The organism is Stenotrophomonas sp. (assembly GCF_032056425.1).
Taxonomy (GTDB): domain Bacteria; phylum Pseudomonadota; class Gammaproteobacteria; order Xanthomonadales; family Xanthomonadaceae; genus Stenotrophomonas.
This window is the reverse complement of record NZ_DAMBCN010000005.1, coordinates 155,563-180,748: the sequence shown is the minus strand read 5'-3', so window position 1 is coordinate 180,748 and position 25,186 is coordinate 155,563. Positions and strand designations below refer to the sequence as shown.

Here is a 25,186-nt window from a genome sequence, read left to right as displayed (position 1 = left end):
CAGGCCGCACTGGCCGCCTGATCCCCCACCTGTCCAACTTCAGGGGGTCACTTCAGGGATGGGTTCACGGCGCCCCCCGCGAATCCATCCAGCCCGGCCTCAAGCGGGATGCCTTGCCCGCGGCGAGGGGCGCCGCCGTTGGCGGCTTACCGCGGCCAGGCGTTGGCGATGGTGCAGAACAACCGTGCCGTCTGCTCGGTGTCATACACCGCGCTGTGCGCCTCGTTGGCATCCCAGCCCAGCCCGGCAGCATTGGCCGCGCGTGCCAGCACGGTCTGCCCGTAGGCAATGCCGGCCAGGGTGACGGTGTCGAACACGCTGAAGGGATGGAACGGATTGCGCTTGTGGCCGGTGCGGGCCACCGCTGCATTGACGAAGCCAAGATCGAAGTGCGCGTTGTGGCCGACCAGGATGGCGCGCTGGCAGCCGTACTTCTTCATGGCCGCGCGCACCGGGGTGAAGATGTGGTCCAGCGCCGCCTTTTCTTCCTTGGCCAGCCGGAACGGGTGGTCCAGGATGATGCCGGTCACTTCCAGCGACTTCGGGTCGATTTCCAGGCCCTCGGCGGGCACCACGTGGGCGCTGGCGGTCTGGCCTGGGTAGAGCAGGCCGTTCTCGTCCATCTCGATCGGCACGGCGGCGATTTCCAGCAACGCATTTCGTTGGCTGTCGAAGCCGCCGGTTTCCACATCGACCACCACCGGCAGGAAGCCGCGGAAGCGTTGCGACATCGCGCGCTGCGCCGGGGGTGCTACGGGAACGGGGGCGGCGTCAGCTGCGGGGGTGGGGTCATTCATGGGCGGATTCTAGCAGAGCGACCCTGAGCGCCCGGCCACGCATCGCATGGCCGGGGCGCTGCAGATGGATCAGCGGCGGGCCAGCACGACGTCGGCGATGACGCCGGTGGCCACGGCAATCAGCACATAGCGGCCGTCGACCTTGCGCCATTCCTGGCCGCGCGCCGGGGCGCGCAGGCCATGGTGGCGGTAATCGCGCACGTACTCACCGCGATGGTCGTGGGCGAGCTTGTGGCCGCGACGCGGCGGATCGCGGCGATCGTCGTGGTGATCCCTGTGGCCATGGTGGTCGTCGCGACCACCGGCGCCATAGGGTGCGGCCATGGCGGGCGAGATGGCGGTGGCCAGCAGGGTCAGCGAAAGGGTGGCGGCAATCAGGCGCTTCATGGGGCAACTCCGGGGGAAGGACGTGGTCATCGAGGCCACGGATCCAGGATCGGATTTTTTTGATGAATAGGCGATCAAATCGGCCTTTTGCGCGATTTCGTCGCGTATCGGCGTGTAACGTGTGCGAGGTGGACGATCCGGGTTCCGCCAGGTGCCAACCCAGGTTGGCACCTACTGATCTGCGGCGCGCCAGCGCGCCAGCCACGCGTCCAGGCTGAGACGCCCGGCACCGTTGAAAAGCAGCGGCAGCAGCATCGCCATGAACAGCACCGGCAGCTTGAAGTTGCCGAACCCCTGGTCGCTGATCGCATAGCCCATCGCCAGATCAGCCAGCGAATGCCACTGCATCGGCCAGTGCACCGCATAGGTGGCCACCGCGGTCAGCACCAGCAGGCTCGCCGCGGCGAAGCGGGTGCCGAGCCCGAACAGCAGGCAGGCCGCGCCCAGCAGCTCGAACCAGGTCGCCAGCTGCCAGTTCACGCTGGCGGGCAGCAGGTCGAACGGGAACGGGAACGCGCCCTGCAGCTCGGCAAACCAGTTCTCGCCCAGCAGCTTCTCGCGGCCGGACTCGAAATACTCCCAGGCCAGCAGCAGGCGCAGGCCCAGCGGCGCCAACCACGGGCCGCAGCGATCCAGCTGGCCGCGCACGGCGGCCAGGGGCAGGGTGTTCATCACGGGGGAACTCCTCGTTGGGGGAATCAGGCCACGGCGGGCAGCGGGCCGATTACACCGGCCTGCAGGAACTGCTGCAGCAGCTGGGTGCCGGGTTCGATCAACGCATCGGCGTCGAGGTGGTGCAGGGTAGAGAGCGCTCGCAGCTGCTGCGCGCCGGTGGTGCCCGGCGCCTCGTCGATCAGGATCAGAAGATGCGCGGCCAACGGGCTGAGCTGGGCGAAGCGCACCCCGCCATCGGCATCGCGGCGGACCAGCAGGCCGGTCGGTTCGGCGCGCGGGGCGACCGGCGCATCATCGGCGCCGAGGCGGTGGACCGGCCATGCGTACAGCAGCGGCCAGGCCAGCGGTGAGCAGCGCAACGGTTCCTGCAGCGGGTCGATGCCGGGGGCCGCTGGCAGCGGCTCGGCCGCGCGCTGGTAAAGCTCGGTTTCCACCCATTCGTAGTGCGCCAGTTCGGCCAGTGAAGGGTGGGGCAGGACCGGCTGCGCCTGCAGCCACTGCACGAACTCGGCCGCCACCGCAGTGAACAGCGGGGAGCGCGCGCGGTGGTGGGCAAAGTAGTGGCGGACCAGCTCGGCCCATGCCGGTTCGCCCAGCAGGCGCACGCAGACCGGGAAACCGTTGCTCAACAGGCCCAGCAGGTTGTTGAACAGCAGCCGCTGGTATACCGCGACCCGCCGCGGATCGAGATCAGCGGGCGCGGGAACGCGGTGCGGGTCGCGCAGATGTGCGGTGAACGCGTGCTGCTGCGCGCGCAGGCGTTCGGGCGCGTCAGCCATGTACAGCTCCCGCGTGGCGGGTCTGCAGGCGGCGGACGGTGTGCAGTTCGCCCTGCAGTTCGGCATAGGGCGGGAAGTTGAAGTCGCGCTCCAGCAGGGTCGGGCGTGGGCCGAAGCGGGCGTAGCTGCGTTCCAGCAGCGCCCACACCGGGTCGATGACCGGACTGCCGTGGGTATCGATCTTCAGGTCCGGTGCCTCGTCCAGGTGCCCGGCCACGTGCAGGCAGACAATGCGCTGGGCCGGCAGGCCGGCGATGAACGCATCGGCATCGTAGCCATGGTTGCAGGCATTGACGTACACGTTGTTGACGTCCAGCAGCAGGTCGCAGTCGGCCTCGGCCAGCACCGCGTTGGTGAAGGCCAGTTCATCCATTTCCGGCTGCGGGGCCAGATAGTAGGACACGTTCTCCACCGCAATGCGGCGGCCAAGCAGGTCCTGCACGCGGGCAATGCGTGCGGCGGTGTGGCGCACCGCTTCATCGGTGAAGGGAATGGGCAGCAGGTCGTACAAGTGGCCCTCGTCGCTGCAGTAGCTCAGGTGCTCGCTGTACAGCGGCACGCGGTGGCGCTCGAGGAAATGACCGACCTGCTGCAGCAGCTGGGTATCCAGCACCGCACTGCCACCCAGCGACAACGACAGGCCATGGCAGCTCAGTGGATGGCGCCGGGCCAGTTCATCCAATGCTTCGCCGGCAGGGCCGCCGACGTTGATCCAGTTCTCCGGCGCGCACTCCAGGAAATCAAAATCGCCGGCCGGGGCATCGCGCAGGTCCTGCAGCAGCGCGCGCCGCAGGCCCAACCCCACGGCGGCCGCGGGCAGCGGCAACCGCGGGTGGACGATGCTGGCCGCAGCGTCAGTGCTTGCCACCGCACTTGCCTTCGCCGCACTTGCCTTCGGCCGCCTTCTTGCCGGCCCCGGTCCTGGGCTTGCTGTCGGCCGCTGTACCGGCAGCGGCCTTGCCCTTGTCGCCACCACACTTGCCTTCGGCGCTCTTGCCGTCCGCGCCGCACTTGCCTTCGGCGTGCTTGGCAGCATCGGCGGCCTTGGCGTCGGTGGCCTTGGCATCGCCCGATCTGGCGGCCTGGCCGGCCACCATGTAGCCCTGGGCAAGGTCGGTCATGCTCAGGGCCGAAGCACTGGCAGCCACGCCCAGGCCCGCGGCCAGTGCAGTGGCGGTCAGCAGGGACAGGGTCTTGTTGGAACTGCTCATGGGTCGTACTCCTTGGGTGGTGGGCGGGCGCCCGGGGTGAAACAAGAGTGCAGCGATCCTACTCAAGGAATCTTCGCCGAAAGCTAAAATTTTGGTGAACAGTGGCGCAGCAAGGTCGGGGTCGGATCCCTTTCCGCAGGAAAGGGCTCTGACCCCTCATCCACGCCATGCGTGGATGGCCGCCTGGGAAACCCCAACAAAAAGGCCGCTGTCCTACCGACAGCGGCCCCTTGGATCCCACTTCAGTGTTGCAGTGCGGAATCAGATGGCATCGGTGCTCGACGTCTCGTCGCGCTTCTCGCGCGGCGGCAGCGGCTGCTCACCGTGCACCAGGAACCACACGTTCTCGGCGATGTTGGTGGCATGGTCGCCCACGCGCTCCAGGTTTTTGGCCATGAACAGCAGGTGCGTGCACGGGGTGATGTTGCGCGGGTCTTCCATCATGTAGGTCAGCAGTTCGCGGAACAGTGCGGTGTACTGCGCGTCCAGGCGGGCATCGTCCTGGCGCAGGGCGATGGCGGCCTCGGCGTCGTTATCGCGGTAGGCGGCGATGGCACGGCGCACCTGCTGCGCGGCCAGCCGCCCCAGCGCACGCAGGCCCTGGATCTGCGGCAGCGGCGGCACCTTGCCCAGCGCGATGGAACGCTTGGCCACGTTCGCGGCGTAGTCGCCAATGCGCTCGATGTCGGCCGGAATGCGCAGGCCGGCCAGGATCTCGCGCAGGTCGCGGGCCATCGGGCCACGCAGGGCCAGGCGCATCACATCGTGGCTGATCTGCTGTTCCAGCGCATCGATGGCTTCATCGTTGGCGATGATGCGATGGGCAGCGTTCTCATCGCGCTTCTCGATCACGTCCATCGATGCTTCGAGCTGGGCGACGGCCATCTCGCCCATGCGCACGATTTCGGCCACCAGACGCTGCTGTTCTTCGTCGTAGCTCTTGACGATATGGTCGTTGGGAAGATTCATGGTTGTTCCGCTCTGTAGAGTCGAGCCACGCTCGACTGACGTTGTCCGTAGAGTCGAGCCATGCTCGACCGACGTTGTCTGTAGAGTCGAGCCATGCTCGACTGACGTTGTCTGTAGCTCGACTGCTGCTTCAGCCAAAACGACCGGTGATGTAGTCCTCGGTCTGCCGCTGCGAGGGCTGCGAGAAGATCACTTCGGTGCGGTCGTGTTCGATCAGGTCGCCCAGGTACATGAAGGCGGTGTAGTCGGACACGCGCGCGGCCTGCTGCATGTTGTGGGTGACGATGACGATGGTGTATTCGTGCTTCAGCTCTTCCACCAGCTGTTCAATGCGGCTGGTGGAGATCGGGTCCAGTGCCGAGGTCGGCTCGTCCAGCAGCAGCACCGACGGGCGCAGGGCCACGGCACGGGCAATGCACAGGCGCTGCTGCTGGCCGCCGGACAGGCCAAGCGCGCTCTGGTTGAGCTTGTCCTTCACCTCGTCCCACAGCGCGCCCTGGCGCAGGGCCTGTTCCACGCGGTCGGCCATGTCGGCCTTGCTCAGCTTCTCGTGGTGGCGGATGCCGTAGGCCACGTTCTCGAAGATGGTCATCGGGAACGGCACCGGCTTCTGGAACACCATGCCGACCTTGCTGCGCAGGCGGTTCATCGGGTACTTCGGCGAGAGGATGTTCTCGCCGTCCAGCAGCACTTCACCGCGCGCTTCCAGCTTCGGGTACAGCGCGTAGATGCGGTTGAAGATGCGCAGCAGGGTCGACTTGCCGCAGCCGGAAGGACCGATCAGCGCGGTCACGCGCTTTTCCGGGATTTCCAGGTTGATGCCCTTCAGGGCATGGAACTTGTCGTAGTAGAAGTCCAGTCCGCGCGCGGCAAGCTTGACCGGAGCCGGCGTGTGCAGGCTCTCGTGCGAGGACGGCACGGCGATGCGCTGCATCGGCACGGCGTTGGAAAGGTCGTTCATGGCGGTATCCACGGAAAGGTCAGTCATGGGAGATACGGTTGCGCAGCAGGATGCCGCGGGCGGCAAGGCTGACCAGCAGCACGAAGACGGTCAGCACCAGGGCGCCGGCCCAGGCCAGCACCTGCCAGGATTCATACGGGCTGCCGGCGAACTGGTTCATCACCACCGGCACCGAGGCCATCGGCTGGAACACGTTGCTGTTCCAGTACTGGTTGCCGAAGGCGGTGAACAGCAGCGGTGCGGTTTCGCCGGAAATGCGGGCCAGGGCCAGCAGGATGCCGGTGATGATGCCGGCCGAGGCACTGCGGTACAGCACCTGCACGATCACCTTCCACTGCGGGATGCCCAGCGACAGGGCCGCTTCACGCATCTGCGAAGGCACCAGCCGCAGCATTTCGTCGGTGGTGCGCACCACCACCGGCAGCACGATGAAGGCCAGCGACAGCGCACCGGCGAAGGCGGAGAAGCTGCCGCCGGTCTGCATCACGTACAGCGTGTAGACGAACAGGCCCAGCACGATGGACGGTGCCGACAGCAGGATGTCGTTGACGAAGCGGACCACGGTGCCGGCCTTGCGGGCGTTGCCGTACTCGGCCAGCCAGGTGCCGGCCAGCACGCCCAGCGGGGTACCGATGCCGATCGCCAGCGCACACATCACCGCGCTGCCGAAGAAGGCGTTGGCCAGGCCGCCTTCCTGCATGGGCGGCGGGGTCATCTTGGTGAACAGGTCCCAGTTGATGCCGGCCAGGCCCTTGGCGGCCAGGGTGAACAGGATCCAGCCCAGGAAGAACAGGCCGAACAGTGCGGTGGCGCAGGACAGCGCGATGGCAACGACATTGCCGATGCGGCGGCGCATGTACAGCGAATCAGCGGCAGTGGACATCAGTTGCCCTCCTTGCGGGACAGGCGCATCAGCATCAGGCGGGCGATGGCCAGCACCACGAAGGTGACGATGAACAGGACGAAGCCGAGCAGCAGCAGCGCCGAGCGGTAGGTTTCGGTGGCTTCGCCGAAGTCATTGGCGATCAGCGCGGCGATGGTGGTGCCCGGTTCCAGCAGCGACGGCGACAGGCGCACGCTGTTGCCGATCACGAAGGCCACGGCCATGGTTTCGCCCAGCGCACGGCCCAGGCCCAGGAAGATGCCGCCGATCACCGCCGAGCGGGTGTAGGGCAGCACGATGTCCCAGCTCACTTCCCACTTGGTGGAACCCAGCGCATAGGCCGATTCCTTCAGGCGGGTGGGCACGGTCAGGAACACTTCGCGCATCACCGAGGAAATGAACGGAATGACCATGATGGCCAGCACGAAACCGGCGGTGAGCATGCCGATGCCCAGCGGCGGGCCCTGGAACACCGGGCCGATGATCGGCCACTCGCCCAGGGTTTCATTGAGGAACGGGGTCACGTACTCGGTCATCACCGGCACCAGTACGAACAGGCCCCACATGCCGTAGATGATCGAGGGAATGCCCGCCAGCAGTTCGATGGCGGTGCCGACCGGGCCGCGCAGCCAGCGCGGGGCGACCTCGGTGAGGAAGAAGGCGATGCCGAAGCTGACCGGTACGGCGATGACCATCGCGATGAGCGCGGTGACCAGGGTGCCGTAGATCGGGGCCAGCGCACCGAACTTGTTTTCGACCGGGTTCCAGTCGGAGGAGAAGAAGAAGCTCAGGCCCTGCATCTGCAGGGCGTGGCGACCACCCCACAGCATCGACAGTGCGGCGCAGGCCAGGGCGATCAGGACGAAGATGACGGTGCCGACCAGCACCCATCGGAACAGTTTGTCGTTGCGGGCATCACGCGTGTCACGCGTGGACGGGGCGGCTACAGGCTGGGCGATGGCATTCATGGGGACGGCAGGGCCAGGAAAGGGCGGGGCGGCACGGCGTGGTAGGGACGGTGCCCGCACGCGGCGGGCACCGTCGGGTCCATCACTTCAGCTCGGTGCCCCAGTAGGCCTCGATCTGCTTGACCAGCTCGGCCGGCAGCGGCACGTAGTGCAGCTCGTTGGCCTGGGCCTGGCCGTTTTCGAAGGCCCACTTGAAGAACGCCAGGGCGTCCTGGTTGCGCTTGGCATCCTTGGGCTGCTTCTGCATCAGCATGAAGTTGGTGGCGGTGATCGGCCAGGCCTGCTCACCCGGTGCATTGGTGATGACCAGGTTGAAGTCCTTGGCGCTGGCCCAGTCGGCGCTGGCGGCAGCCGCGGCGAAGGTTTCAGCGTTCGGCTGCACCCAGGTGCCGGCCGCGTTCTGCAGGGCGGTGTAGGGCATGGCGTTCTGCAGCGCATAGGCCAGTTCGACGTAGCCGATCGAACCCTTGATCTGCTTCACGTACGAGGCCACGCCTTCGTTGCCCTTGCCACCCACGCCGTCCGGCCACTGCACCGAGGTGCCTTCGCCGACCTTGGTCTTCCATTCCGGGCTGACCTTGGACAGGTAGTTGGAGAAGTTGAAGGTGGTGCCCGAACCATCCGAACGGTGCACCAGAGTGATCTTGCCGTCCGGCAGGGTCACGCCCGGGTTGGCGGCGACGATGGCCGGGTCGTTCCAGGTCTTCACCTTGCCCAGGAAGATGTCGGCCAGCAGGGCGCCGGTCAGGCGCAGCTTGCCCGCTTCCAGGCCTTCGATGTTCACCACCGGCACCACGCCGCCGATGGCCGAGGGGAACTGGGCCAGGCCGGCCTGGGCCAGTTCGTCGCTGGCCAGCGGCTTGTCCGACGAACCGAAGTCGACGGTGCCGGCCTTGATCTGGGCGATGCCGCCGCCCGAACCGATGGACTGGTAGTTGATCTTGGCGCCGGTGGCGGTGTTGTAGTCAGCCGACCACTTGGACACCAGCGGGAAGATGAACGAGGCGCCGGCGCCGGACACTTCAGCAGTCACCTTGTCGCCGGCAGCGGCCGGGGCGGCGGCTGCGTCGGCGGCCGGCTGCTGCGCGGCCTGCTTGTCGCCACCGCAGGCCGACAGGCCCAGGGCGATGGCCAGGGAAAGGGCGGCGAGGCCGGCCGAGTGCAGTTTCATGGTCACTCCATAGCGGGGTAGAGCCGACACTGTCGGCGGATGCGGCTATGAAATGATGTTTTTGTTACAGACGTATGACGCCCATGACAGAGGTGTCGGACATCACGTTCTGACAGGGGTTTCACGGGCTGCGCAACCGCCGTGGAAGGCCTGGTGGACCGCGGATTGCGCGGCTTGGCCTTAGTAGAGTCGAGCCATGCTCGACTGCTTTCCGCTTTCGTAGAGTCGAGCTTGCTCGACTGCCGTGAGCCTTCAGTCGAGCAAGCTCGACTCTACCAAACAGAAAGGCGCCAGACCCGAAGGTCCAGCGCCCGTTGGGGCCGGCGGGGGAGAGAGGACCCGCCGGCCCCCGTTCCTGCGGGGGAACGCCTTGCTACGCCACTCAGTACTTCAGGTTCTGGGTCCAGTAGGTTTCGATCTGCTTGACCAGCGTGTCCGGCAGCGGCACGTAGTCCAGCTGCTTGGCCTGTGCATCGCCGTTCTTGTAGACCCAGCGGAAGAACTCCTGGGTGGCCTTGGCGCCGGCCACGTTCTTGGGCTGCTTGCGCACCAGAATGAAGTTGGTGGCGGTGATCGGCCACGCTTCGGCGCCCGGGGCGTTGGTCATGACCAGGTAGAAGTCCTTGGCGCTGGCCCAGTCGGCGCTGGCGGCAGCGGCCGAGAACGAGGCGTCGGACGGCTGCACGATCTTGCCGGCAGCGTTCTTCATGGCCGCGTAGGACATCTTGTTCTGCAGGGCGTAGGACAGCTCGACGTAGCCGATGCCGCCCTTGATCTGCTTCACGTAGGCGGCCACGCCTTCGTTGCCCTTGCCGCCGATGCCGGCCGGCCACTGCACCGAGGTGCCTTCACCGACCTTGCTCTTCCACTCCGGGCTGACCTTGGACAGGTAGTTGACGAAGTTGAAGGTGGTGCCCGAGCCGTCCGAACGGTGAACGATGGTGATCTTGGCGTTGGGCAGGGTCAGGCCGCTGTTCAGGGCCGCGATGGCCGGATCGTTCCAGGTCTTGATCTTGCCCAGGAAGATGTTCGCCAGGGTCGGGCCGTCCAGCTTCAGCGCACCCGGGGCAACGCCGGCCACGTTGATGACCGGCACCACGCCGCCGATCACCGAGGGGAACTGGGCCAGGCCGGCGGCCGCCAGCTCTTCCGGCTTCAGCGGGGCATCGGAGGAACCGAAGTCCACCGTGGCTGCCTTGATCTGGGCAATGCCGCCGCCCGAACCGATCGACTGGTAGTTCACCTTCTTGCCGGTGGCGCCGGTGTAGTCGGCCGACCACTTGGACATGACCGGGTAGATGAACGATGCGCCCGCGCCGGTCACATCGGCGGCGTTGGCGGCAAACACGGACGATGCAGCCAGGATGGCGACAGCGGCGCGCGACTTGAAGGCGTGGATCACGGGAGAGACTCCTGGGGTGGTCGAAGGGCGGCTGCCCGACGTTTCGGTGCACATTCCATAACGGTTGCGTGACACCCCGGCGTCTGTCACATGACGCATCCGTGACAGCGTGTGTGGCCGTGGCGACAACGAAAAAGGCACGGCCGAAGCCGTGCCTTGGGTACGCGCAGCGCGGAGCGCTGCAGCGCTCGCCGCTTACCAGAAGAACTGGGCGCGGGCTTCCAGGATGTTCGGATCGTCGTTGACGAAGCCTCGCGCGCTGGAGCTGTACTTCTTGCTGTCCACCATCACGTAGTTCAGCATCAGCTTGAAGTTCGAACGCCAGTACCAGTTGGCGCCAACGGTCCAGATGTCCATCTTGCCGCCCAGCACGCCATCGACGATCGGCGGACGGCCGGCCACCGGGTTGGCACTCACGTTGCCGTCGTTCAGATCCATGTGGTCATAGCGCACGCCCAGCTGCCACTGGCCGCTGGCCGGGTTGTCCGGCAGGCCGGTGCCCGGGGTGCCACCCTTGTAGCTCCAGGTTTCACCGGTCACGTTCCACACGCCGCTGACGTAGTAGCCGTCGCTGGTGTAGTTGTCGTGGTCATAGCGCTTGGCCTTGCTGCTGTAGTACTCGGCCTGGGCCTTGAACGGGCCCTGGAAGTACATCGCTTCGGCGCCCACGGTGCTGACGCGGTCGGTGTCGGTCATGTTGCCGCTGTCGACCAGGCGCGCGGTGGCCAGGTCGGCGTTGGGGCGGGCACGCACGCGCAGGGTGTCGGCGTCGGCGTCGTAGTCCACATAGCTCAGGCCGAAGTGCAGCACCTGGCCCTTGTCGTTGATCGGCGCCCAGGTACCACGTGCGCCGTAGCCGCTGCCGTGGGCCAGGTTGCGGGTCAGTTCGCGGCCGAAGGCGCTGGCGGTGACCGACCAGTTGTCCTGGCCGTAGCTGTAGGCACCACCCAGGCGGCGGGCGACGGCGTAGGTGTTGGTCACCGCCGCCTTGGAAATGAAGTCGTTGTTCTTGGTGCTGGACAGTTCTTCCAGGCTGTTGGGCTGCTTGAACTGGCCCAGCTGCAGGAAGTGGCTGCTGTTGCCGGCCAGCTTGTACTTCACGTTGGTGTCCAGGAACTTGTCGGCCTTGGCGTCGTAGCCGACCACCCATTCCACGTTGCCCGGGCCCTTGCCCTTCAGCACCAGCTCGGCGCGGCGCAGTTCGAATTCGCTGTCCTTGCCGTTGCCGGCGTCACCGCCGTTGAGGTCCACGACATCATTGTCGAACCAGTTGCCGTCGGCCTGGACCAGGCCTTCGAAGGTGATTTCCGAACCGCCGATCACATCGATGGCGACTTCAGCGTGGGCAGCCGGCACATACAGCGCAGCAGCCACGGCCACCGTCAGGAGTTGGTGATGCAGTTTCATGGGAAGGAGCCTTGCAGGCAGGTGGGAAGATGCGCGCAGGCTAGAAGGTGAAGATTGCGTAAATGTGACAATTCACGCACGAGTGCACGCCCTGCCGCAGCAGGGCCTGCCGATGTAAACGCTTGCATGTGACGCTGCGGTTGCGCCCCGATTGCAGTAGATCCACGCCATGCGTGGATGCTTTCCGGTGGCGGGTCAGAGCCCTTTCTGCGAAAGGGATCCGACCCTGGCACGCCCGCCTACGCGGCGGTTTTTTCCTTGAACCGGCACAGATCGGCAATCACGCAGCCCGGGCAATCCGGCTTGCGTGCCTTGCACACATACCGCCCATGCAGGATCAGCCAGTGGTGCGCATCCAGCAGGAACTCGGCCGGAATGGCCTTCACCAGCCGGTCCTCGACCTCGCGCACGTTCTTGCCCGGGGCCAGCCCGGTGCGGTTGGCCACGCGGAAGATGTGCGTGTCCACCGCCATCACCGGTTCGCCAAAGGCAGTGTTCAGCACTACGTTGGCGGTCTTGCGGCCCACGCCGGGCAGTGCTTCCAGCGCGTCGCGGTCGCGCGGCACTTCGCCGCCATGCTTCTCCAGCAGGATCGCGCAGGTGGCGATCACGTTCTTCGCCTTGGCGTTGAACAGACCAATCGTGGCGATGTACTTCTTCAGGCCTTCCTCGCCCAGCGCCAGGATCGCCGCCGGCGTATTGGCCACCGGAAACAGGCGGCGGGTCGCTTTGTTCACGCCCACGTCGGTGGCCTGCGCGGACAGCGCCACTGCCACCAGCAGCTCGAAGGGCGTGCTGTATTCCAGTTCGGTCTTCGGGTGCGGATTGAGTTCGCGCAGACGGGTGAACATTTCCACCACGTCGGCGCGCGGCATCACGCTGCCGCGGCGCGCCGGTGCGCGCGGGGTCTTCTTCGCAGTGGCCATTACTGTTCCTTGCCTGCCGCGCGTGCCTTGGCCCGGGCCAGGATCGCGGCCGCGGCGGAGGGCAGGGCGGGTTTCACGTCCGGCGCCGGGGCCGGCATGCGCCGTGCATCGCGCTCGGCTTCGCGGCGGGCCAGGCGCACGGCACGGTCGCGATAGCGTTCGCGTGCGGCCCAAGCGCGCTGAAGCTGCTGCTGGGCGTGCAGCAGACGCTGCGCAAGTTCGGGGTGGTCGGGCAACAGGCGCGCATCGTCTGCGCTGGCCACGTAGTCCATCAGGCCTGCCTGCAGCGCGCCATCGAGATCGTCTGCCTGGACCCGGGCAAACAGCTGCACGGGGTTGGGTCGGGATGCCATGGCGTCAGCGGTTCTGGAAGGCCGGCGGACGGCGCTGCAGGAACGCGCTGGTGCCTTCGCGCATGTCCTCGGTGGCGAACAGCAGGCCGAACTGCGCGCTCTCGTATTCCAGGCCGGCTTCCAGGCTGCATTCGCCGCCCACGTGCACTGCATCCAGCAGGCCGCGCAGGGCCAGCGGCGCCGATTGCGCAAGCTGCTGCGCCACGGCCTGCACGCGCGCGTCCAGTTCCTCGGCGGGTACGACCTGGTTGACGATGCCCATCGCCAGCGCCCGTGCCGCGTCGACGGGGGCGCCCAGCAGGCACAGCTCCAGCGTGGCCGCGCGGCCGCACAGGCGCAGCAGGCGCTGGCTGCCACCGAAACCGGGAATCAGCCCCAGGTTGATCTCCGGTTGGCCCACCTTGGCCGTATCGGCGGCGATGCGCAGGTGGCAGGCCATGGCCAGTTCCAGCCCGCCACCCAGTGCGAATCCGTTCACCCGGGCGATCACCGGCTTGGGCATGCGCTCGATCTGGCGCATCAGCTGCTGGCCCAACAGCGAGAAGTCACGTCCCTGAACCGCACTGAGGGTGTTCATTTCCGCAATATCAGCCCCGGCCACGAAGGCCTTGGGGCCAGTGCCGGTCAGCACCACCACCCGCACCGCAGGCGCCGCCGCTGCAGCGCTGAACGCCTGCGTCAGCGCCTGCAGCGTGGCAGCGTTGAGGGCGTTCAGCTTTTCCGGGCGGTGCACGGTGATCGTACGGATGGCACCGTCATCGGCCACGGTCACGGGGTGATCGGCGGGGGCTGGGACCACGGACAACTCCTGAAACGTTAAAAAAAAGTGAGATTGAACTCTTGAAACGCAGACAGGTCATAGCCTGCGTGGTCAGTGGCGGTTCTACCTTATGGCCGCTATCCTAACCCGTCGCCTCAGGGCGGCGCAGAACGTCCCTGAGTTACCACCCCTGGAGAACTGTTTGATGAAGTTGCGTTCTATCGCGGTCGCCGTCGCGGCCCTGGCCCTGACGGGCAATGCCTTCGCCCAGGACGTCTCGTCCGAAAAGGGCAAGCTGAGCTACTACTTCGGTTACGACTACGGCAACAACCTGGCAGAGCTGACCGGTCGCGGTGAGCAGCTGGACATCAACTCGGTGGTGAAGGGTCTGCAGGACGCCTACGCCAAGAAGCAGCCGGCCATCACCGCCGAGCAGCTCAAGCCGGCCGTTGAAGCGTTCCAGAAGCGCGAGCAGGGCCGTGCCCAGGCCGCCAAGGCCGAGTACGAAAAGGCTGCCGCCGAAAACAAGACCAAGAGCGACCAGTTCGTTGCGGCCAACAAGGCCAAGGCGGGCGTGCAGTCGCTGCCGAGCGGTGTGCAGTACCGCGTGATCGAAGCTGGCAAGGGTGCCAAGCCGACCCAGGCCAGCACCGTGCAGCTGGAAGTGGCCGGCCCGTACCCGTTCGGCCAGCGTCCGACCGAAGCGCGCCCGGCCCAGCAGATTCCGTCGATCAAGGTCAGCGAAGTCGAAATGAAGGCCATGCGCGAGACCCTGCTGCAGATGCCGGCAGGCTCGAAGTGGGAAATCACCCTGCCGCCGGACCAGGCGTACGGCGCCGACCCGCGTACCGGCTTCCCGCCGAACGTGGCGGTGCAGTTCGAAGTGAAGCTGGTCAGCGTCAAGTAAATCGAAGTAGTGAACCGAACGCGCCGGTGGCTTCCACCGGCGCGTTTTTATTTGTGCGCCACACGGTGGCCGACGCCGCCCCAAACATGGCCATTCGCGCTACTGTTGCAGGGGTGCAAACTATGGAAGAAACGTCGCGTGTTGTCGCAAGCCCCTGCATCGGCGTGTGCAAGCTGGACCTGGCCCGGCGCTGTACCGGTTGCGGGCGGACCCTGGATGAAATCGCGCGGTGGTCGTCGATGAGCGACAGCGAGCGCGACCACGTGCTGCATCGGCTGCTGCCGCTGCGCGAACAGCTGCAGCACTCATTGCGGGGTTCGCTGGCCGACCACGAACGCCTGCTGCGCGCGCTGCACCCGCTGGCCGAGCCGCCGCAGGGCGATGGCTGGAACCGCAGCGAACTGATCGATCTGCTGCCGCCGGGCCCGGCGGTGGAGGCGGCCGTGCTGGCCGGCATCGTGCCGCGTGCCAACGGTGCCCAGGTCATCCTGACCCGCCGCACCGAAACGCTGCGCCAGCATGGTGGCCAGGTCGGCTTTCCCGGCGGGCGCACCGAGCCGGACGACCGCGATGCATTGGCGGCGGCGCTGCGCGAAAGTCAGGAAGAAATCGCCTTGGCCCCCAGCCAGGTGCAGGCGCTGGGCTATCTGGACCCGTTCGTCACCATCACTGGCTACCGGGTCACCCCGGTGGTGGCGGTGATCGATCCGGACTTCGTGCCGGTGGCACAGCCCAGCGAAGTGGCCGAAGTGTTCGAAGTACCGCTGGATTACCTGATGGCGCCGGACAACCTGCACCAGGTCGAGATCAACCATCGTGGGCGCGTGCGCCACGTGCTGGAATACGGCTGGCCCGGGCAACGGATCTGGGGCGCCACGGCCGCCATTCTCTACAACCTGCGCCGCCGCCTGGAGCAAGTGACATGACGCCGAACGACACGACGTGGACCACCCTGGTCGATGTGCCCCGCCTGGCCGCTGCACTGGGCGAATCCATCCGGGTGGTCGATGCCCGTGCCACCGCCAGCACGGCCGTGCGCGTGGTCGATGCGCGTGCATCGCTGGCCGATCCGCAGGCCGGGGCAGCACAGTACGCCGCCGGGCATATCCCCGGGGCCGTGCATGCCGATCTGAATCAGGATCTGTCCGACCTGGGCCGCAGCGGCCACGGTCGTCACCCGTTGCCGGACAGCGATGCGTTTGCGGCCAGGCTGGGGCAGTGGGGCATCGCCCCCGCTACCCAGGTGGTGGTCTACGACGGCAGCGACGGCAGCATGGCCGCCGCGCGCCTGTGGTGGCTGCTGCGCCTGATCGGCCACACCCGCGTGGCCGTGCTCGACGGCGGACTGGCCGCCTGGCAGGCCGCCGGCCAGCCGCTGGCCGCCGGCCGCAGTGACGTGCCTGCGCAGCCGCCGTATCCGGGCCGTTTCGACACCACCCAGGTGGCCAGCGCCGATGAAATCGCCGCGCGCCTGAAGCACGCCCCCGGCTGGCTGGTAGACGCGCGCGCCGGCGAGCGTTTCCGCGGCGAAGTCGAGCCGCTGGACCCGGTGGCCGGCCACGTGCCTGGCGCGGTCAACCGCCCGTTCGCCCTGAACGTGGCCGACGGTCACCTGCGGGACGCGCAGGAACTGCGCGCCGAACTTCAGGGCGTGATCGGCAGCCAGGATCCCGAGCGCGTCGTGCTGATGTGTGGCTCGGGCATAACCGCCTGCCACCTGCTGCTGGCCATGGAAAGCGCCGGCCTGAGCGGCGCCCGCATCTACGCCGATTCCTGGAGCGGCTGGGTGAGCGACAGCAGCCGCCCGGTCGCCACCGGCGCGTAACGGCACGGGGTTGGATCCGTTTCCCGAAGGGAAACGGCTCTGACCCCAGCGCAGCAACGCAGTCGAGCATGGCTCGACGCTACAAGAGCACGTTCCGATCGATTCGACCCCGTGCCGTTCCGACAGCACGCGGGAAACTGTCGAAGGCGAGGTGGGCCCGATTGCGGGGGCGTGAGCCGCATGGATGCGGCGACCGAGCTTACATGGACGTACTTGCAGCGTCCCCCGCAACCGGACCCACCTCGCCTCCCACGGAAAGCAGGCATTTGACGTTGCCGTTGCCGTTGCCTCGGCAGGTGCAGGGCGCAGCCCTGCCAGCTACTCCCCCAACCCCTGCAGCGGCACCTTTGCCAGCACGCGTGCCCAGGGGAACAAGGGGCCAGGATCGCGCTTGCGCGCCACCGTCAGCGTTGGGTCATCGCTGGCCGGTACCTGTTCCAGGTCCAGCTGGTCATGCCCGGCAATCTGCCGCAGCGACGGATAGCGTGCCACCAGCGCCCGCAGCAGAGCCTCCAGCGCGTCCAGCTGCGCCTCGGTATACGGCTCGTCCATCGCCTGGTGGCGGCTGTCGAACCAGTCCGGGTAACGCCCGGTATTGACCAGTTCAATGCCCACCGTGTCAGCGTTCATGCCGCGCACGTGGTGGGCGATGCGCTCCGGCGCCACGTACTGCACCACGCTGCCGTCGCGATCGATGTAGAAGTGACCGCTGTTGCCTGCGCCGCTGTCATACAGCACGCGCTCGCCGTACTCGCGGGCCATGGCCAGGTCCGGCAGTTCGGTGCAGTGGATGACCACCATGCGCAGGCTGTCGGCATCACGCAGGGGCAGGCGGTCGTGGTAGGGCAGCGGCTGCAGCTGCAGGCCGGGCAGGAGCGGGTTGGACATGCGGCGATGCTAGCATTGCGCGATGAACCTGCCTTCCCGATTGTCGTCGAACCCCCGTGCAGGTGCGCGCGCATGAGCCGCGGCCACTGCATCCTGTCCCATGGTTTCGAGAGTGGCCCCGAGGCGACCAAGGTCACCGCGCTGGCCGAAGTGGCGCAGCGCCTGGGCTGGACCCACGAGCGCCCCGACTACACCGACCTGGACGCGATGAGCCAGGTCAGCCGCGTGGGCGATGTGCGCACCCGCCTGCAGCGGCTGGTGGAGCGGGCCGCCGCGGCCGCCGCGCAGGGCCCGGTGGTACTGGCCGGCTCCAGCCTGGGGGCCTACATTTCCGGCATCGCCTCGCTGCAGGTGCCGGTGGCCGGCCTGTTCCTGATGGTGCCGCCCACCACCATGGGGCCGATGCCGGCACTGGACGCCGCCGCCGTGCCGATCAGCGTGGTCCAGGCCTGGCACGATGACGTGGTGCCCGCCGCCGGGGTGATCGCCTGGGCGCAGGCGCGCTCGGCGCAGCTGCTGCTGGTGGACGATGGCCACCGCCTGGAACACCACGTGGCGGCCTCCGCGCAGGCCTTCGAGCGGCTGCTGCAGCAGCTGGGAAGCCCGGGCGCACGGCGCGCCCGCCCGCATTGACTACAATGGCAGCCCCGCCGCCCCCGGCGCGGGCCTGCTGGCCGTTTCCGCGGCCCTCCCTTCCGAATGGCCTGGCGCTCGCGCCGTGCCCGTCACCTGCGAATCGATCCCGTGAAATTCTTCGTCTCCTGCGCCAAGGGCCTGGAATACCTGCTTGCCGACGAACTGTCGGCCCTGGGCCTTGGCAAGGCCACCGCCACCATCGCCGGCGTCAATGCCGAGGGCGAGCTGGCGCAGGCCCTGCGCATCGTGATGTGGTCGCGCCTGGCCAGCCGCGTGCTGTGGCCGATCGACGAGTTCGACTGCCCCGACGAGCAGGCCCTGTATGACGGCGTGCGCGCGCTGCCGTGGCACGAGCACATCAAGCCGGAGATGACCCTGGCGGTGGACGCCCACGTGTCCGGCGACAAGATCACCCACGCGCGCTTTGCCGCCCAGCGGATCAAGGACGCCATCGTCGACCGGATGCGCGATGAGGGCCTGGAACGGCCCTCGGTGAACACCGATCTGCCCGACGTGCGCGTGAACCTGTCGCTGCGCAAGGGCCGGGCCTCGCTGTCGATCGATCTGGGCGGTGGCCCGCTGCACCGCCGTGGCTGGCGCGGTGCCGCCCACGAGGCGCCGCTGAAGGAGAACCTGGCCGCCGCGCTGCTGCTGCGCGCGCAGTGGCCGCGCCTGCATGCCGCCGGTGGTGGCCTGCTGGACCCGATGTGCGGCAGCGGCACGCTGCTGATTGAAGGTGCGCTGATGGCCGCCGACGTCGCCCCCGGCCTGATGCGCCACGGCAGCCTGCCGCCCAGCCGTTGGCTGGGCTTCGACAAGGCCGCCTGGAAGGCGATCCAGGCCGAAGCACGTGACCGCGAAGCGGCCGGCCTGGCTGCCTTGAAGCCGGTCATCCACGGCAGTGACATCGACCCGGTAGCGATCCAGGCCGCGCGCGAGAACGCCGAAGTGGCCGGCGTGGCCCACGCGATCCGCTTCACCCGTGCCGACGTGGCCGACCTGGCCGCCCCGGAACAGGAGATCGGCGCGGTGGTCTGCAACCCGCCGTACGACGAGCGCCTGGCCGCCGACCCGGCCCTGTACCGCGCGCTGGGCAACGCCCTGCAGAAGGCGGTGCCGCAGTGGCGCGCCAGCCTGCTGTGTGGCAACGATGAACTGGCCTTCGCCACCGGCCTGCGTGCGTCCAAGAAGTACCAGATGTTCAACGGTGCGCTGGAATGCGCGCTGATCGTCTGCGACCCGATTGCCGTACCGGGCCGCGACCCGGCGCAGCCGCGCGAGCTGAGCGAAGGCGCGCAGATGGTGGCCAACCGCCTGCGCAAGAACCTGAAGAAGTTCAAGAGCTGGCGCGCGCGCGAGGACATCACCTGCTTCCGCGCCTATGATGCCGACCTGCCGGAATATGCAGCGGCCATCGATGTGTATGAAGAAGACGGTGGCCAGCGCCGCACCTTCCTGCATGTGCAGGAATACGCGGCACCGGCGGCGATTCCGGAAAACGACGTGCGCCGTCGCCGCAACGAACTGCTGGCCGCTGCGCGCGAAGTGTTCGGCGTGCCGCCGGAGCAGGTGTCGATGAAGTCGCGCGAGCGCGGCAAGGGCGGCAGCAAGTACGGCCGCTTCGAGCAGCGCGATGAGTTCATCGTGGTGCGCGAGAACAACGCACTGCTGCAGGTGAACCTGTTCGATTACCTCGATACCGGCCTGTTCCTGGACCACCGCCCGCTGCGCCGCATGATGGCCGAACAGGTGCGTGGCAAGCGCTTCCTCAATCTGTTCTGCTACACCGGCGTGGCCAGCGTGCAGGCGGCGGTGGCCGGTGCGGCCAGCACGACCAGCGTGGACCTGTCGGCTACCTACCTGCAGTGGTGCTACGACAACCTGGCGCTGAACGGGCAGGGCGGCAACCAGCACCTGCTGGTGCAGGCCGATGCCATGGCCTGGCTGGAAGGCGATCGCGGCCAGTACGACGTGATCTTCTGTGACCCGCCGACGTTCTCCAACTCCGCGCGTGCCGATGACTTCGACGTGCAGCGCGAGCAGTTGAAGCTGCTGCGCGCGGCCGTGGCGCGGCTGGCGCCCGGCGGCGTGCTGTATTTTTCCAACAACTTCCGCCGCTTCAAGCTGGAAGAAAACGCCATCGCCGAATTCGCCCAGTGCCGCGAGATCACCGCGCGCACGATCGGTCCAGACTTCGAGCGCAACGCGCGCATCCACCGTGCGTGGGAACTGAAGCGCCTGGGCTGACCAGGTATCTGGGGTCGGATCCCCTGCGCGCAGCGCAGGGGCTCTGACCCCAGGATGATCGCGAAGCCCATCGGAACCGGCTTCTGTAGAGTCGAGCCCTGCTCGACTGTGCCGCGCACGGGATCCCAGTAGATCCACGCCATGCGTGGATGACGCCGTTTCTGGGGTCAGAGCCCCTGCGCTGCGCGCACGGGATCCGACCCCGTGCGCGGCTACAGCAGCGCGACCAGCAGGCCCAGCAGCGGCAGGGCGATGGCCAACGGTGCGATCCACCGCGGGCGGTACGGGTACAGGCCGAAGGCTAACGGCACGCCGGCCAGGGTGAGCGCACCCAGCCACAGCACCGGACCCATCGCCCAGCCATGGTCGACCACGCACAGCACGAACGCCACCACCAGCAGCGCCCAGCCCAGTACGCGCCATTGCGTGCGCCGTGCCGGGGCCGCCGCAGCCTTGCCATGCAGGTCCTGCTGGTGTTTTTCCATCGCCAGCGACAGCGCGGTGAACGCAGAGAAGGACAGGGTCAGGGCCAGCAGCATCATGCGCCGGCCTCCACTTCGGCCGGCGCAACCGGCGCCTTGGTCGCCGCAGCCGCAGCCGCGCGCTTCTTTTTCTCGGCCGCGCTCAACGGCGGCGTCCAGCGCTGCATGCGCCAGCCGCACAGGGCCAGCATCGCGCCGAAGGCAAGCATCGACAGATCGAAGCCGGCCAGCACCCAATCGCCATTGAGCAGGGTCACGCCCAGGTGCGCCTGGGTGGTCAGGGCATTGACCACCGGCACCAGTGCGAACAGGGCCGCGCCCAGGTACAGCTGCCACGCCCACATCATCCGCTTGGGCCAGATGAAGGCGGCCAGCAGGGCGGCGCCCCAGGCGTAGAAGAACACGTTGGCTTCGGCGCTGGAGCGCTCGGCCAGGCCCAGCGGCAGCACGCGGTTGCCCCAGAAATACGCTGCAAAGGCGATCGGCAGACCAGCCACCGCGCCAATGTTCAGTGCATCCACCAGGCGCAGGCCGAAGCCGATGCGGCCACTCTTGGCATGCTTGGGCCGTTCCTTCACCGCCCACAGCACCACGCCGCTGGCCAGCATCAGGCAGCCGGTCAGGCCGGACAGGAAGAACAGGGCGCGCAGGCCCCAATCGGCGAAGCGTGCCAGGTGCAGGCCGTACAACACGCCACGGGTGGCGGTGGCACCACCGGACGGCGGGCTCTCCTGCAGCAGCGTGCCGTTGACCATGTCATAGCGCAGCGACGGGGTGTCGATCGACAGGCGCTTGCCATCGCGCTGGCGGATGTCGATCACCGCGTTGCCCGCACCGGGGTTGGAGATGGTGAATCCGGCCACTTCCACGCCGTGCCACTGCGCACGCGCGCTGTCGAGCAGGCGCGCGATGGCGACCGGGGGCGCTTTGCCCTGGGCCGGCTCGCTCACCTCGGGCATGCCGCCGAAGGCCTCGGCAAAGAACTTGTTCTCATCCTGCGGGTAGGCCACCTTCACGCCCCACGGCAGGTACATGATCATCAGCGTGACGATGCCGGTATAGGTGATCATGGCGTGGTACGGCAGCGCCATCACCGCGCTCACGTTGTGGAAATCCAGCCACGAGCGCAGGCCCTTGTCCTTGCGGAAGGTGAAGAAGTCCTTGAAGATCTTCTTGTGGGTGATCACCCCGGTGATGATCGCCACCAGCATGAACATGGCGCAGAACCCCACCAGGTAGCGCGCCCAGTACACCGGGATGTAGTGCAGGTCGAAATGCAGGCGGTAGAAGAAGTCACCGCCGCGCGTCTCGCGCGCCTTCAATTCGTTGCCGGTATTCGGGTCCAGGGTGGCATCGCCGAACGCGCCGCGGCGGCCCTTGGCCGGGTCGGCCTGGTCGGCAGGCACGCGCCAGAACGTGCTCATGGCCGGGTTGCGCGGCTGTGGCAGCGTCACGTACCACATCTCGGCATTGCCGGCGTTGGCCTGCAGGTAATCGACGGCGCGCTGCGCGGCCACGTCGGTGCTGACCCGCGCGCTGGGCAGTTCCGGGCGCATCCAGCGGCTGATTTCTTCGCGGTAGTAGCTGGCGGTGCCGGCCATGAAGATCAGCAGCAGCAGCCAGCCCACCAGCAGGCCGGTCCAGGTGTGCAGCCAGGCCATCGATTGGCGGAATCCGTTCTTCATGCCCAGGCCCCCAGCAGGCGCGCAATCGCGGCCATCAACAGGGTAGGCAGCAGAATGCCGACCCAGGCGCGCAGCGCACTGCGCGTGGCAAATGCCCACAACGCGGCGCAGGCGGCCATCAGGATGCCCAGCATCATGCCGGTCAGCACGGTCTGCCCGCGCGCGCCAGGCAGGGCGACCACGCAGAACACGCTGGTGACCGACGCCAGCGCGTAGCCACCGAAGATGGCCGCCAGCGAACGGGACAGCACGCCCCAGCGGGGGCTGGCGAAGAAGGTGCTGAGGCGGGAGCTGGCAATAGCGGGCGAGCGATCCACGGCAATCCTGCAGGTTGGTTGAAAGAAGGCCGGCGCACCGAGGTGCGCCGGGGGGGCCATCCCTGGCCGGGTGCCGGTCGCAGAACCGGCACCATCCATCAGGTCATCAGAGCTTCCAGCGCAGGGTCAGGGTGACATTGCGCGGTTCGCCCCAGTACACGCCGTTGTAGAAACCGACGTTGTTGTAATACTTCTTGTCCAGCAGGTTGTTGATGTTCACCTGCGCGCTGAAGTTCTCGTTGAAGCGGTAGCCACCGCCCAGGTTCAGCAGATAGAACGCGTCCTGGGTGATGCGTGCGCTCTGCGTGCCACCGGTGGCGACCGGCCGGGCGCTGTTGTTCCAGATGCTGCTCTGCCAGGTCACACCACCGCCCAGCCAGAAGCGGCTGTCGGCACCGCCGGGGCGCCAGCTGGCGTTCAGGCGGAAGGTGTCCTGCGGGGTGGTGGTCCGCTGCAGCACACCGGCGGCGTTGCGGATCTTGGTATGGGCGAAGCCGGCCGATACGTTCCATTGCTCGCCGATGCTGCCCTGGGTTTCGATTTCCCAGCCCTTCACCTTGTTGCCCTTGCCGGTGGAGCGATAGGCCTGACCACCATCGGGCAGCGAGTTCAGCGGCACCGAATCATCGATCTCGGCCACGTTGTCCTGCTTGCCTTCAAACACCGCGGCCGAAGCATTGAGCAGGCCGCCGAAGAACTCGGCCTTGACGCCGGCTTCGTACATGTCGCCGACCACCGGCTCCAGGTAGTTGCCATTGCGGTCGCGGTAATTCTGTGGCTTGAAGATGTCGGTGTAGCTGACATAGCCGCTGAAGATGTCGTTGAAGTCGTAGACCAGACCGGCGTACGGGGTCAGGGTGTCATCGGGCTTGTAGCCGGTGCGGGTGGTGCGGTTGCGGTTGCCGTTGGCATCGTAGCCGTAGGCCCACTGGCGCGTTTCCCAGCTGCCGTAGCGGGCGCCGACCACGGCCAGCAGCGGATCGGCCAGGCGCAGGCGCGCGGCGACATACGCTGCACGCTGGCGCAGTTCATTCTGCGATGAAAGGCGGCCGAGGCGGGTCACCGGCAGCACCGGCACGTCGCCGGTCCAATGGCGCCAGTCCGGCACCATGGCATAGGCATCGTCATAGTCGAAGTCCATGCCTTCCGATTCACCCTTGCGCACCGCCTGGCCCAGGCCGAACACCAGCTCATGCTCGCGGCCGAACAGCTGGAACGGGCCGCCGACATTCACGTCGAACACGTCCATGGTGCTGTGTTCGTTGAAGTGCGAGACATAGGCGGTCACGCCGGTGCCGTCCGGACGCGGATTGCCGGCCGCGCCGTACCAGACGCTGCCGTCGGTATCGCGCACGGCATGGGTCACGTTGCCCTTCAGCGACCAGCCATTGCCCAGCTGCTGTTCCAGGCGGGCGAAGGTGGTCTTTTCCACCATCGGCCAGCTGCTCCACGACGCCGACAGGTTGGTCGAGCGCGGCAGGTTGGCCGGATTGCCATCGGCGCCCCAGTACGGCACCACGCCCCAGGTCACGCCGGTGGTGCGCGGCGACTGGTATTCGTAGCCCAGTTCGAACAGGGTGCTGTCGGTCAGGTCGGCCTGCACGATGCCGTAGAACACGTCCTTGTCGAGCTTGTAGACATCGCGGAACGAATCGCTCTGCTGCTTGGCGGCGACCACGCGTGCGCGGATGCGGCCGTCCCAGGCGATCGGGCCGCCCAGGTCCACTTCCATGCGCTGGTTCCCCCAACGGCCCAGGATCAGGTTGGCGCCCATCTGCACCGTATCGGTCGGGCGCTTGCGCACCATGCTGATGGTGCCCGACGGATCGCCGGCGCCGGTGGTCAGGCCGGTGGCACCACGGATCACTTCGATGCGCTCGTAGATCACGTTGTCGGTGTTGGTCTTGATCGAGCCACCGAAGGTGTTGAGCATGCCATCGATCTGGAAGTTCTCGATGGTGTAACCGCGCGAGACGTAGTTGATGCGCTCACTGTCGGTGACCGACACGGTGACCCCGGTGACCTGGCCCATCACATCGGACAGCGAGAACAGGCCCATGTCGTCCAGGCGCTGGCGGGTGATGACCGTGACCGACTGCGGCGTCTCGCGCAGCGACAGGTTCAGCTTGGTCGCACTGCGCGTGTTCTTCACCGTGTAGCTGTTCTGGATTTCGCCATCGGCCGTCACCTTCACCGTGTCCAGCGTGCGCGCATCGGCATCGGCCGGCACCTCGGCATGCGCCAGCGGCGCGCAGAACAGCGTGGCCAGCGCCAGCGCCAACGGTGAAACCACGGGAATGTTGGGTCGGGACATACAGTGCGATTCCATGCAGGAGAAAAACATCAGCGATGGAATCCATGCGTGCGGGCGCCCGCGCGGAATTGCGCGACCCGAGGCATCTCCCATCGCCACGCGCTGACGGCCAGGGCCGTCGGCGCACGAGGAGCCGGGGATGTACACGGGCGGAAGCGCGGTGGGGGCGCCAAGTGGCTGAGCGTACAACCGATCAGTAAATGATAGGCATTCGCATTTCGTTAATCAAGTGTGCA

26 protein-coding genes are annotated in these 25,186 nt (G+C 67.1%); 5 read left to right on the top strand and 21 right to left on the bottom strand.

What is annotated here, in order from left to right:
* Window positions 1–146: 146 nt before the first annotated feature.
* From rnt to RTY46_RS06235, 16 genes are all read right to left on the bottom strand, one after another.
* Window positions 147–731, bottom strand: a complete 585-nt coding sequence (rnt, locus tag RTY46_RS06310; RefSeq protein ID WP_012510544.1) for a ribonuclease T — start codon at window positions 729–731, stop codon at window positions 147–149.
* Between the two features lie 135 nt (window positions 732–866).
* Window positions 867–1,184 (bottom strand): RcnB family protein, encoded by a 318-nt coding sequence (locus tag RTY46_RS06305; RefSeq protein ID WP_312707236.1) that lies wholly within the window; start codon window positions 1,182–1,184, stop codon window positions 867–869.
* A 171-nt stretch (window positions 1,185–1,355) separates the two neighbouring features.
* Window positions 1,356–1,856, bottom strand: a complete 501-nt coding sequence (locus RTY46_RS06300; protein WP_312707234.1) for a DoxX family protein — start codon at window positions 1,854–1,856, stop codon at window positions 1,356–1,358.
* A 26-nt stretch (window positions 1,857–1,882) separates the two neighbouring features.
* Window positions 1,883–2,638, bottom strand: a complete 756-nt coding sequence (locus RTY46_RS06295) for a putative DNA-binding domain-containing protein (RefSeq protein WP_312707233.1) — start codon at window positions 2,636–2,638, stop codon at window positions 1,883–1,885.
* Window positions 2,631–3,506: a DUF692 domain-containing protein gene (locus RTY46_RS06290; RefSeq protein ID WP_312707232.1), complete on the bottom strand. Its 876-nt coding sequence runs from the start codon at window positions 3,504–3,506 to the stop codon at window positions 2,631–2,633. The genes RTY46_RS06295 and RTY46_RS06290 overlap by 8 nt, the downstream gene beginning before the upstream one ends.
* Entirely contained in the window at window positions 3,493–3,849 is a 357-nt protein-coding gene (locus tag RTY46_RS06285; protein WP_312707231.1) for a hypothetical protein, read from the bottom strand. The genes RTY46_RS06290 and RTY46_RS06285 overlap by 14 nt, the downstream gene beginning before the upstream one ends.
* A 261-nt stretch (window positions 3,850–4,110) precedes the next feature.
* On the bottom strand, window positions 4,111–4,818 hold the full coding sequence (gene phoU, locus RTY46_RS06280) for a phosphate signaling complex protein PhoU (protein ID WP_199933621.1): 708 nt from the start codon (window positions 4,816–4,818) through the stop codon (window positions 4,111–4,113).
* A gap of 130 nt (window positions 4,819–4,948) precedes the next feature.
* Window positions 4,949–5,779 (bottom strand): phosphate ABC transporter ATP-binding protein PstB, encoded by an 831-nt coding sequence (pstB, locus tag RTY46_RS06275; RefSeq protein ID WP_108757682.1) that lies wholly within the window; start codon window positions 5,777–5,779, stop codon window positions 4,949–4,951.
* Between the two features lie 19 nt (window positions 5,780–5,798).
* Window positions 5,799–6,662, bottom strand: coding sequence for a phosphate ABC transporter permease PstA (pstA, locus tag RTY46_RS06270; RefSeq protein ID WP_312707230.1), 864 nt, complete (start codon window positions 6,660–6,662; stop codon window positions 5,799–5,801).
* Window positions 6,662–7,630 carry a phosphate ABC transporter permease subunit PstC gene (gene pstC, locus RTY46_RS06265; protein ID WP_108749106.1) on the bottom strand — a complete coding sequence of 323 codons (969 nt, stop codon included), beginning with the start codon at window positions 7,628–7,630 and terminating at the stop codon, window positions 6,662–6,664. The genes pstA and pstC overlap by 1 nt, the downstream gene beginning before the upstream one ends.
* Before the next feature lie 82 nt (window positions 7,631–7,712).
* Window positions 7,713–8,801, bottom strand: a complete 1,089-nt coding sequence (pstS, locus tag RTY46_RS06260) for a phosphate ABC transporter substrate-binding protein PstS (RefSeq protein ID WP_312707228.1) — start codon at window positions 8,799–8,801, stop codon at window positions 7,713–7,715.
* 382 nt (window positions 8,802–9,183) lie between these two features.
* Window positions 9,184–10,203 (bottom strand): phosphate ABC transporter substrate-binding protein PstS, encoded by a 1,020-nt coding sequence (pstS, locus tag RTY46_RS06255; protein ID WP_312707226.1) that lies wholly within the window; start codon window positions 10,201–10,203, stop codon window positions 9,184–9,186.
* 195 nt (window positions 10,204–10,398) lie between these two features.
* Complete coding sequence (locus tag RTY46_RS06250; RefSeq protein WP_108749109.1) at window positions 10,399–11,610, bottom strand: OprO/OprP family phosphate-selective porin; 1,212 nt, start codon at window positions 11,608–11,610, stop codon at window positions 10,399–10,401.
* Between the two features lie 239 nt (window positions 11,611–11,849).
* Complete coding sequence (gene nth, locus RTY46_RS06245; RefSeq protein ID WP_312707224.1) at window positions 11,850–12,536, bottom strand: endonuclease III; 687 nt, start codon at window positions 12,534–12,536, stop codon at window positions 11,850–11,852.
* Complete coding sequence (locus tag RTY46_RS06240; RefSeq protein ID WP_108761642.1) at window positions 12,536–12,889, bottom strand: hypothetical protein; 354 nt, start codon at window positions 12,887–12,889, stop codon at window positions 12,536–12,538. Before RTY46_RS06240 ends, nth begins: the two co-directional genes overlap by 1 nt.
* A 4-nt stretch (window positions 12,890–12,893) precedes the next feature.
* Window positions 12,894–13,688, bottom strand: coding sequence for an enoyl-CoA hydratase-related protein (locus tag RTY46_RS06235; protein WP_312707222.1), 795 nt, complete (start codon window positions 13,686–13,688; stop codon window positions 12,894–12,896).
* Between the two features lie 166 nt (window positions 13,689–13,854).
* On the opposite strand from RTY46_RS06235, the gene RTY46_RS06230 reads away from it, so the two are divergent.
* The 3 genes from RTY46_RS06230 (at window position 13,855) to RTY46_RS06220 (ending at window position 16,381) form a co-directional block, all read left to right on the top strand.
* Entirely contained in the window at window positions 13,855–14,556 is a 702-nt protein-coding gene (locus RTY46_RS06230; RefSeq protein WP_312707220.1) for an FKBP-type peptidyl-prolyl cis-trans isomerase N-terminal domain-containing protein, read from the top strand.
* A gap of 122 nt (window positions 14,557–14,678) precedes the next feature.
* Window positions 14,679–15,482 (top strand): CoA pyrophosphatase, encoded by an 804-nt coding sequence (locus RTY46_RS06225; RefSeq protein WP_312707219.1) that lies wholly within the window; start codon window positions 14,679–14,681, stop codon window positions 15,480–15,482.
* Window positions 15,479–16,381 carry a sulfurtransferase gene (locus RTY46_RS06220; RefSeq protein WP_312707218.1) on the top strand — a complete coding sequence of 301 codons (903 nt, stop codon included), beginning with the start codon at window positions 15,479–15,481 and terminating at the stop codon, window positions 16,379–16,381. The genes RTY46_RS06225 and RTY46_RS06220 overlap by 4 nt, the downstream gene beginning before the upstream one ends.
* Window positions 16,382–16,699: 318 nt before the next feature.
* Here RTY46_RS06220 and RTY46_RS06215 read toward each other — a convergent pair whose 3' ends face one another.
* Entirely contained in the window at window positions 16,700–17,269 is a 570-nt protein-coding gene (locus RTY46_RS06215; RefSeq protein WP_312707217.1) for an N-acetylmuramoyl-L-alanine amidase, read from the bottom strand.
* 72 nt (window positions 17,270–17,341) lie between these two features.
* On the opposite strand from RTY46_RS06215, the gene RTY46_RS06210 reads away from it, so the two are divergent.
* A complete protein-coding gene (locus RTY46_RS06210; protein WP_312707216.1) occupies window positions 17,342–17,902 on the top strand; it encodes a hypothetical protein in 561 nt (186 codons plus the stop codon).
* A gap of 111 nt (window positions 17,903–18,013) precedes the next feature.
* Complete coding sequence (gene rlmKL / locus RTY46_RS06205) at window positions 18,014–20,152, top strand: bifunctional 23S rRNA (guanine(2069)-N(7))-methyltransferase RlmK/23S rRNA (guanine(2445)-N(2))-methyltransferase RlmL (protein WP_312707215.1); 2,139 nt, start codon at window positions 18,014–18,016, stop codon at window positions 20,150–20,152.
* Between the two features lie 212 nt (window positions 20,153–20,364).
* On the opposite strand, the gene RTY46_RS06200 is transcribed toward rlmKL, so the two are convergent.
* The 4 genes from RTY46_RS06200 to RTY46_RS06185 all read right to left on the bottom strand — a co-directional run bounded on the left by RTY46_RS06200 (window position 20,365) and on the right by RTY46_RS06185 (window position 24,950).
* Window positions 20,365–20,694 carry a DUF3325 domain-containing protein gene (locus RTY46_RS06200; RefSeq protein ID WP_312707214.1) on the bottom strand — a complete coding sequence of 110 codons (330 nt, stop codon included), beginning with the start codon at window positions 20,692–20,694 and terminating at the stop codon, window positions 20,365–20,367.
* Window positions 20,691–22,319 (bottom strand): PepSY-associated TM helix domain-containing protein, encoded by a 1,629-nt coding sequence (locus RTY46_RS06195; protein ID WP_312707212.1) that lies wholly within the window; start codon window positions 22,317–22,319, stop codon window positions 20,691–20,693. The genes RTY46_RS06200 and RTY46_RS06195 overlap by 4 nt, the downstream gene beginning before the upstream one ends.
* The gene (locus RTY46_RS06190) at window positions 22,316–22,636 is read right to left on the bottom strand and encodes a DUF3649 domain-containing protein (protein WP_108752646.1); all 321 of its coding nucleotides are present in this window, start codon (window positions 22,634–22,636) and stop codon (window positions 22,316–22,318) included. The genes RTY46_RS06195 and RTY46_RS06190 overlap by 4 nt, the downstream gene beginning before the upstream one ends.
* 106 nt (window positions 22,637–22,742) lie before the next feature.
* Window positions 22,743–24,950: a TonB-dependent siderophore receptor gene (locus tag RTY46_RS06185; protein ID WP_312707211.1), complete on the bottom strand. Its 2,208-nt coding sequence runs from the start codon at window positions 24,948–24,950 to the stop codon at window positions 22,743–22,745.
* Window positions 24,951–25,186: the final 236 nt, after the last annotated feature.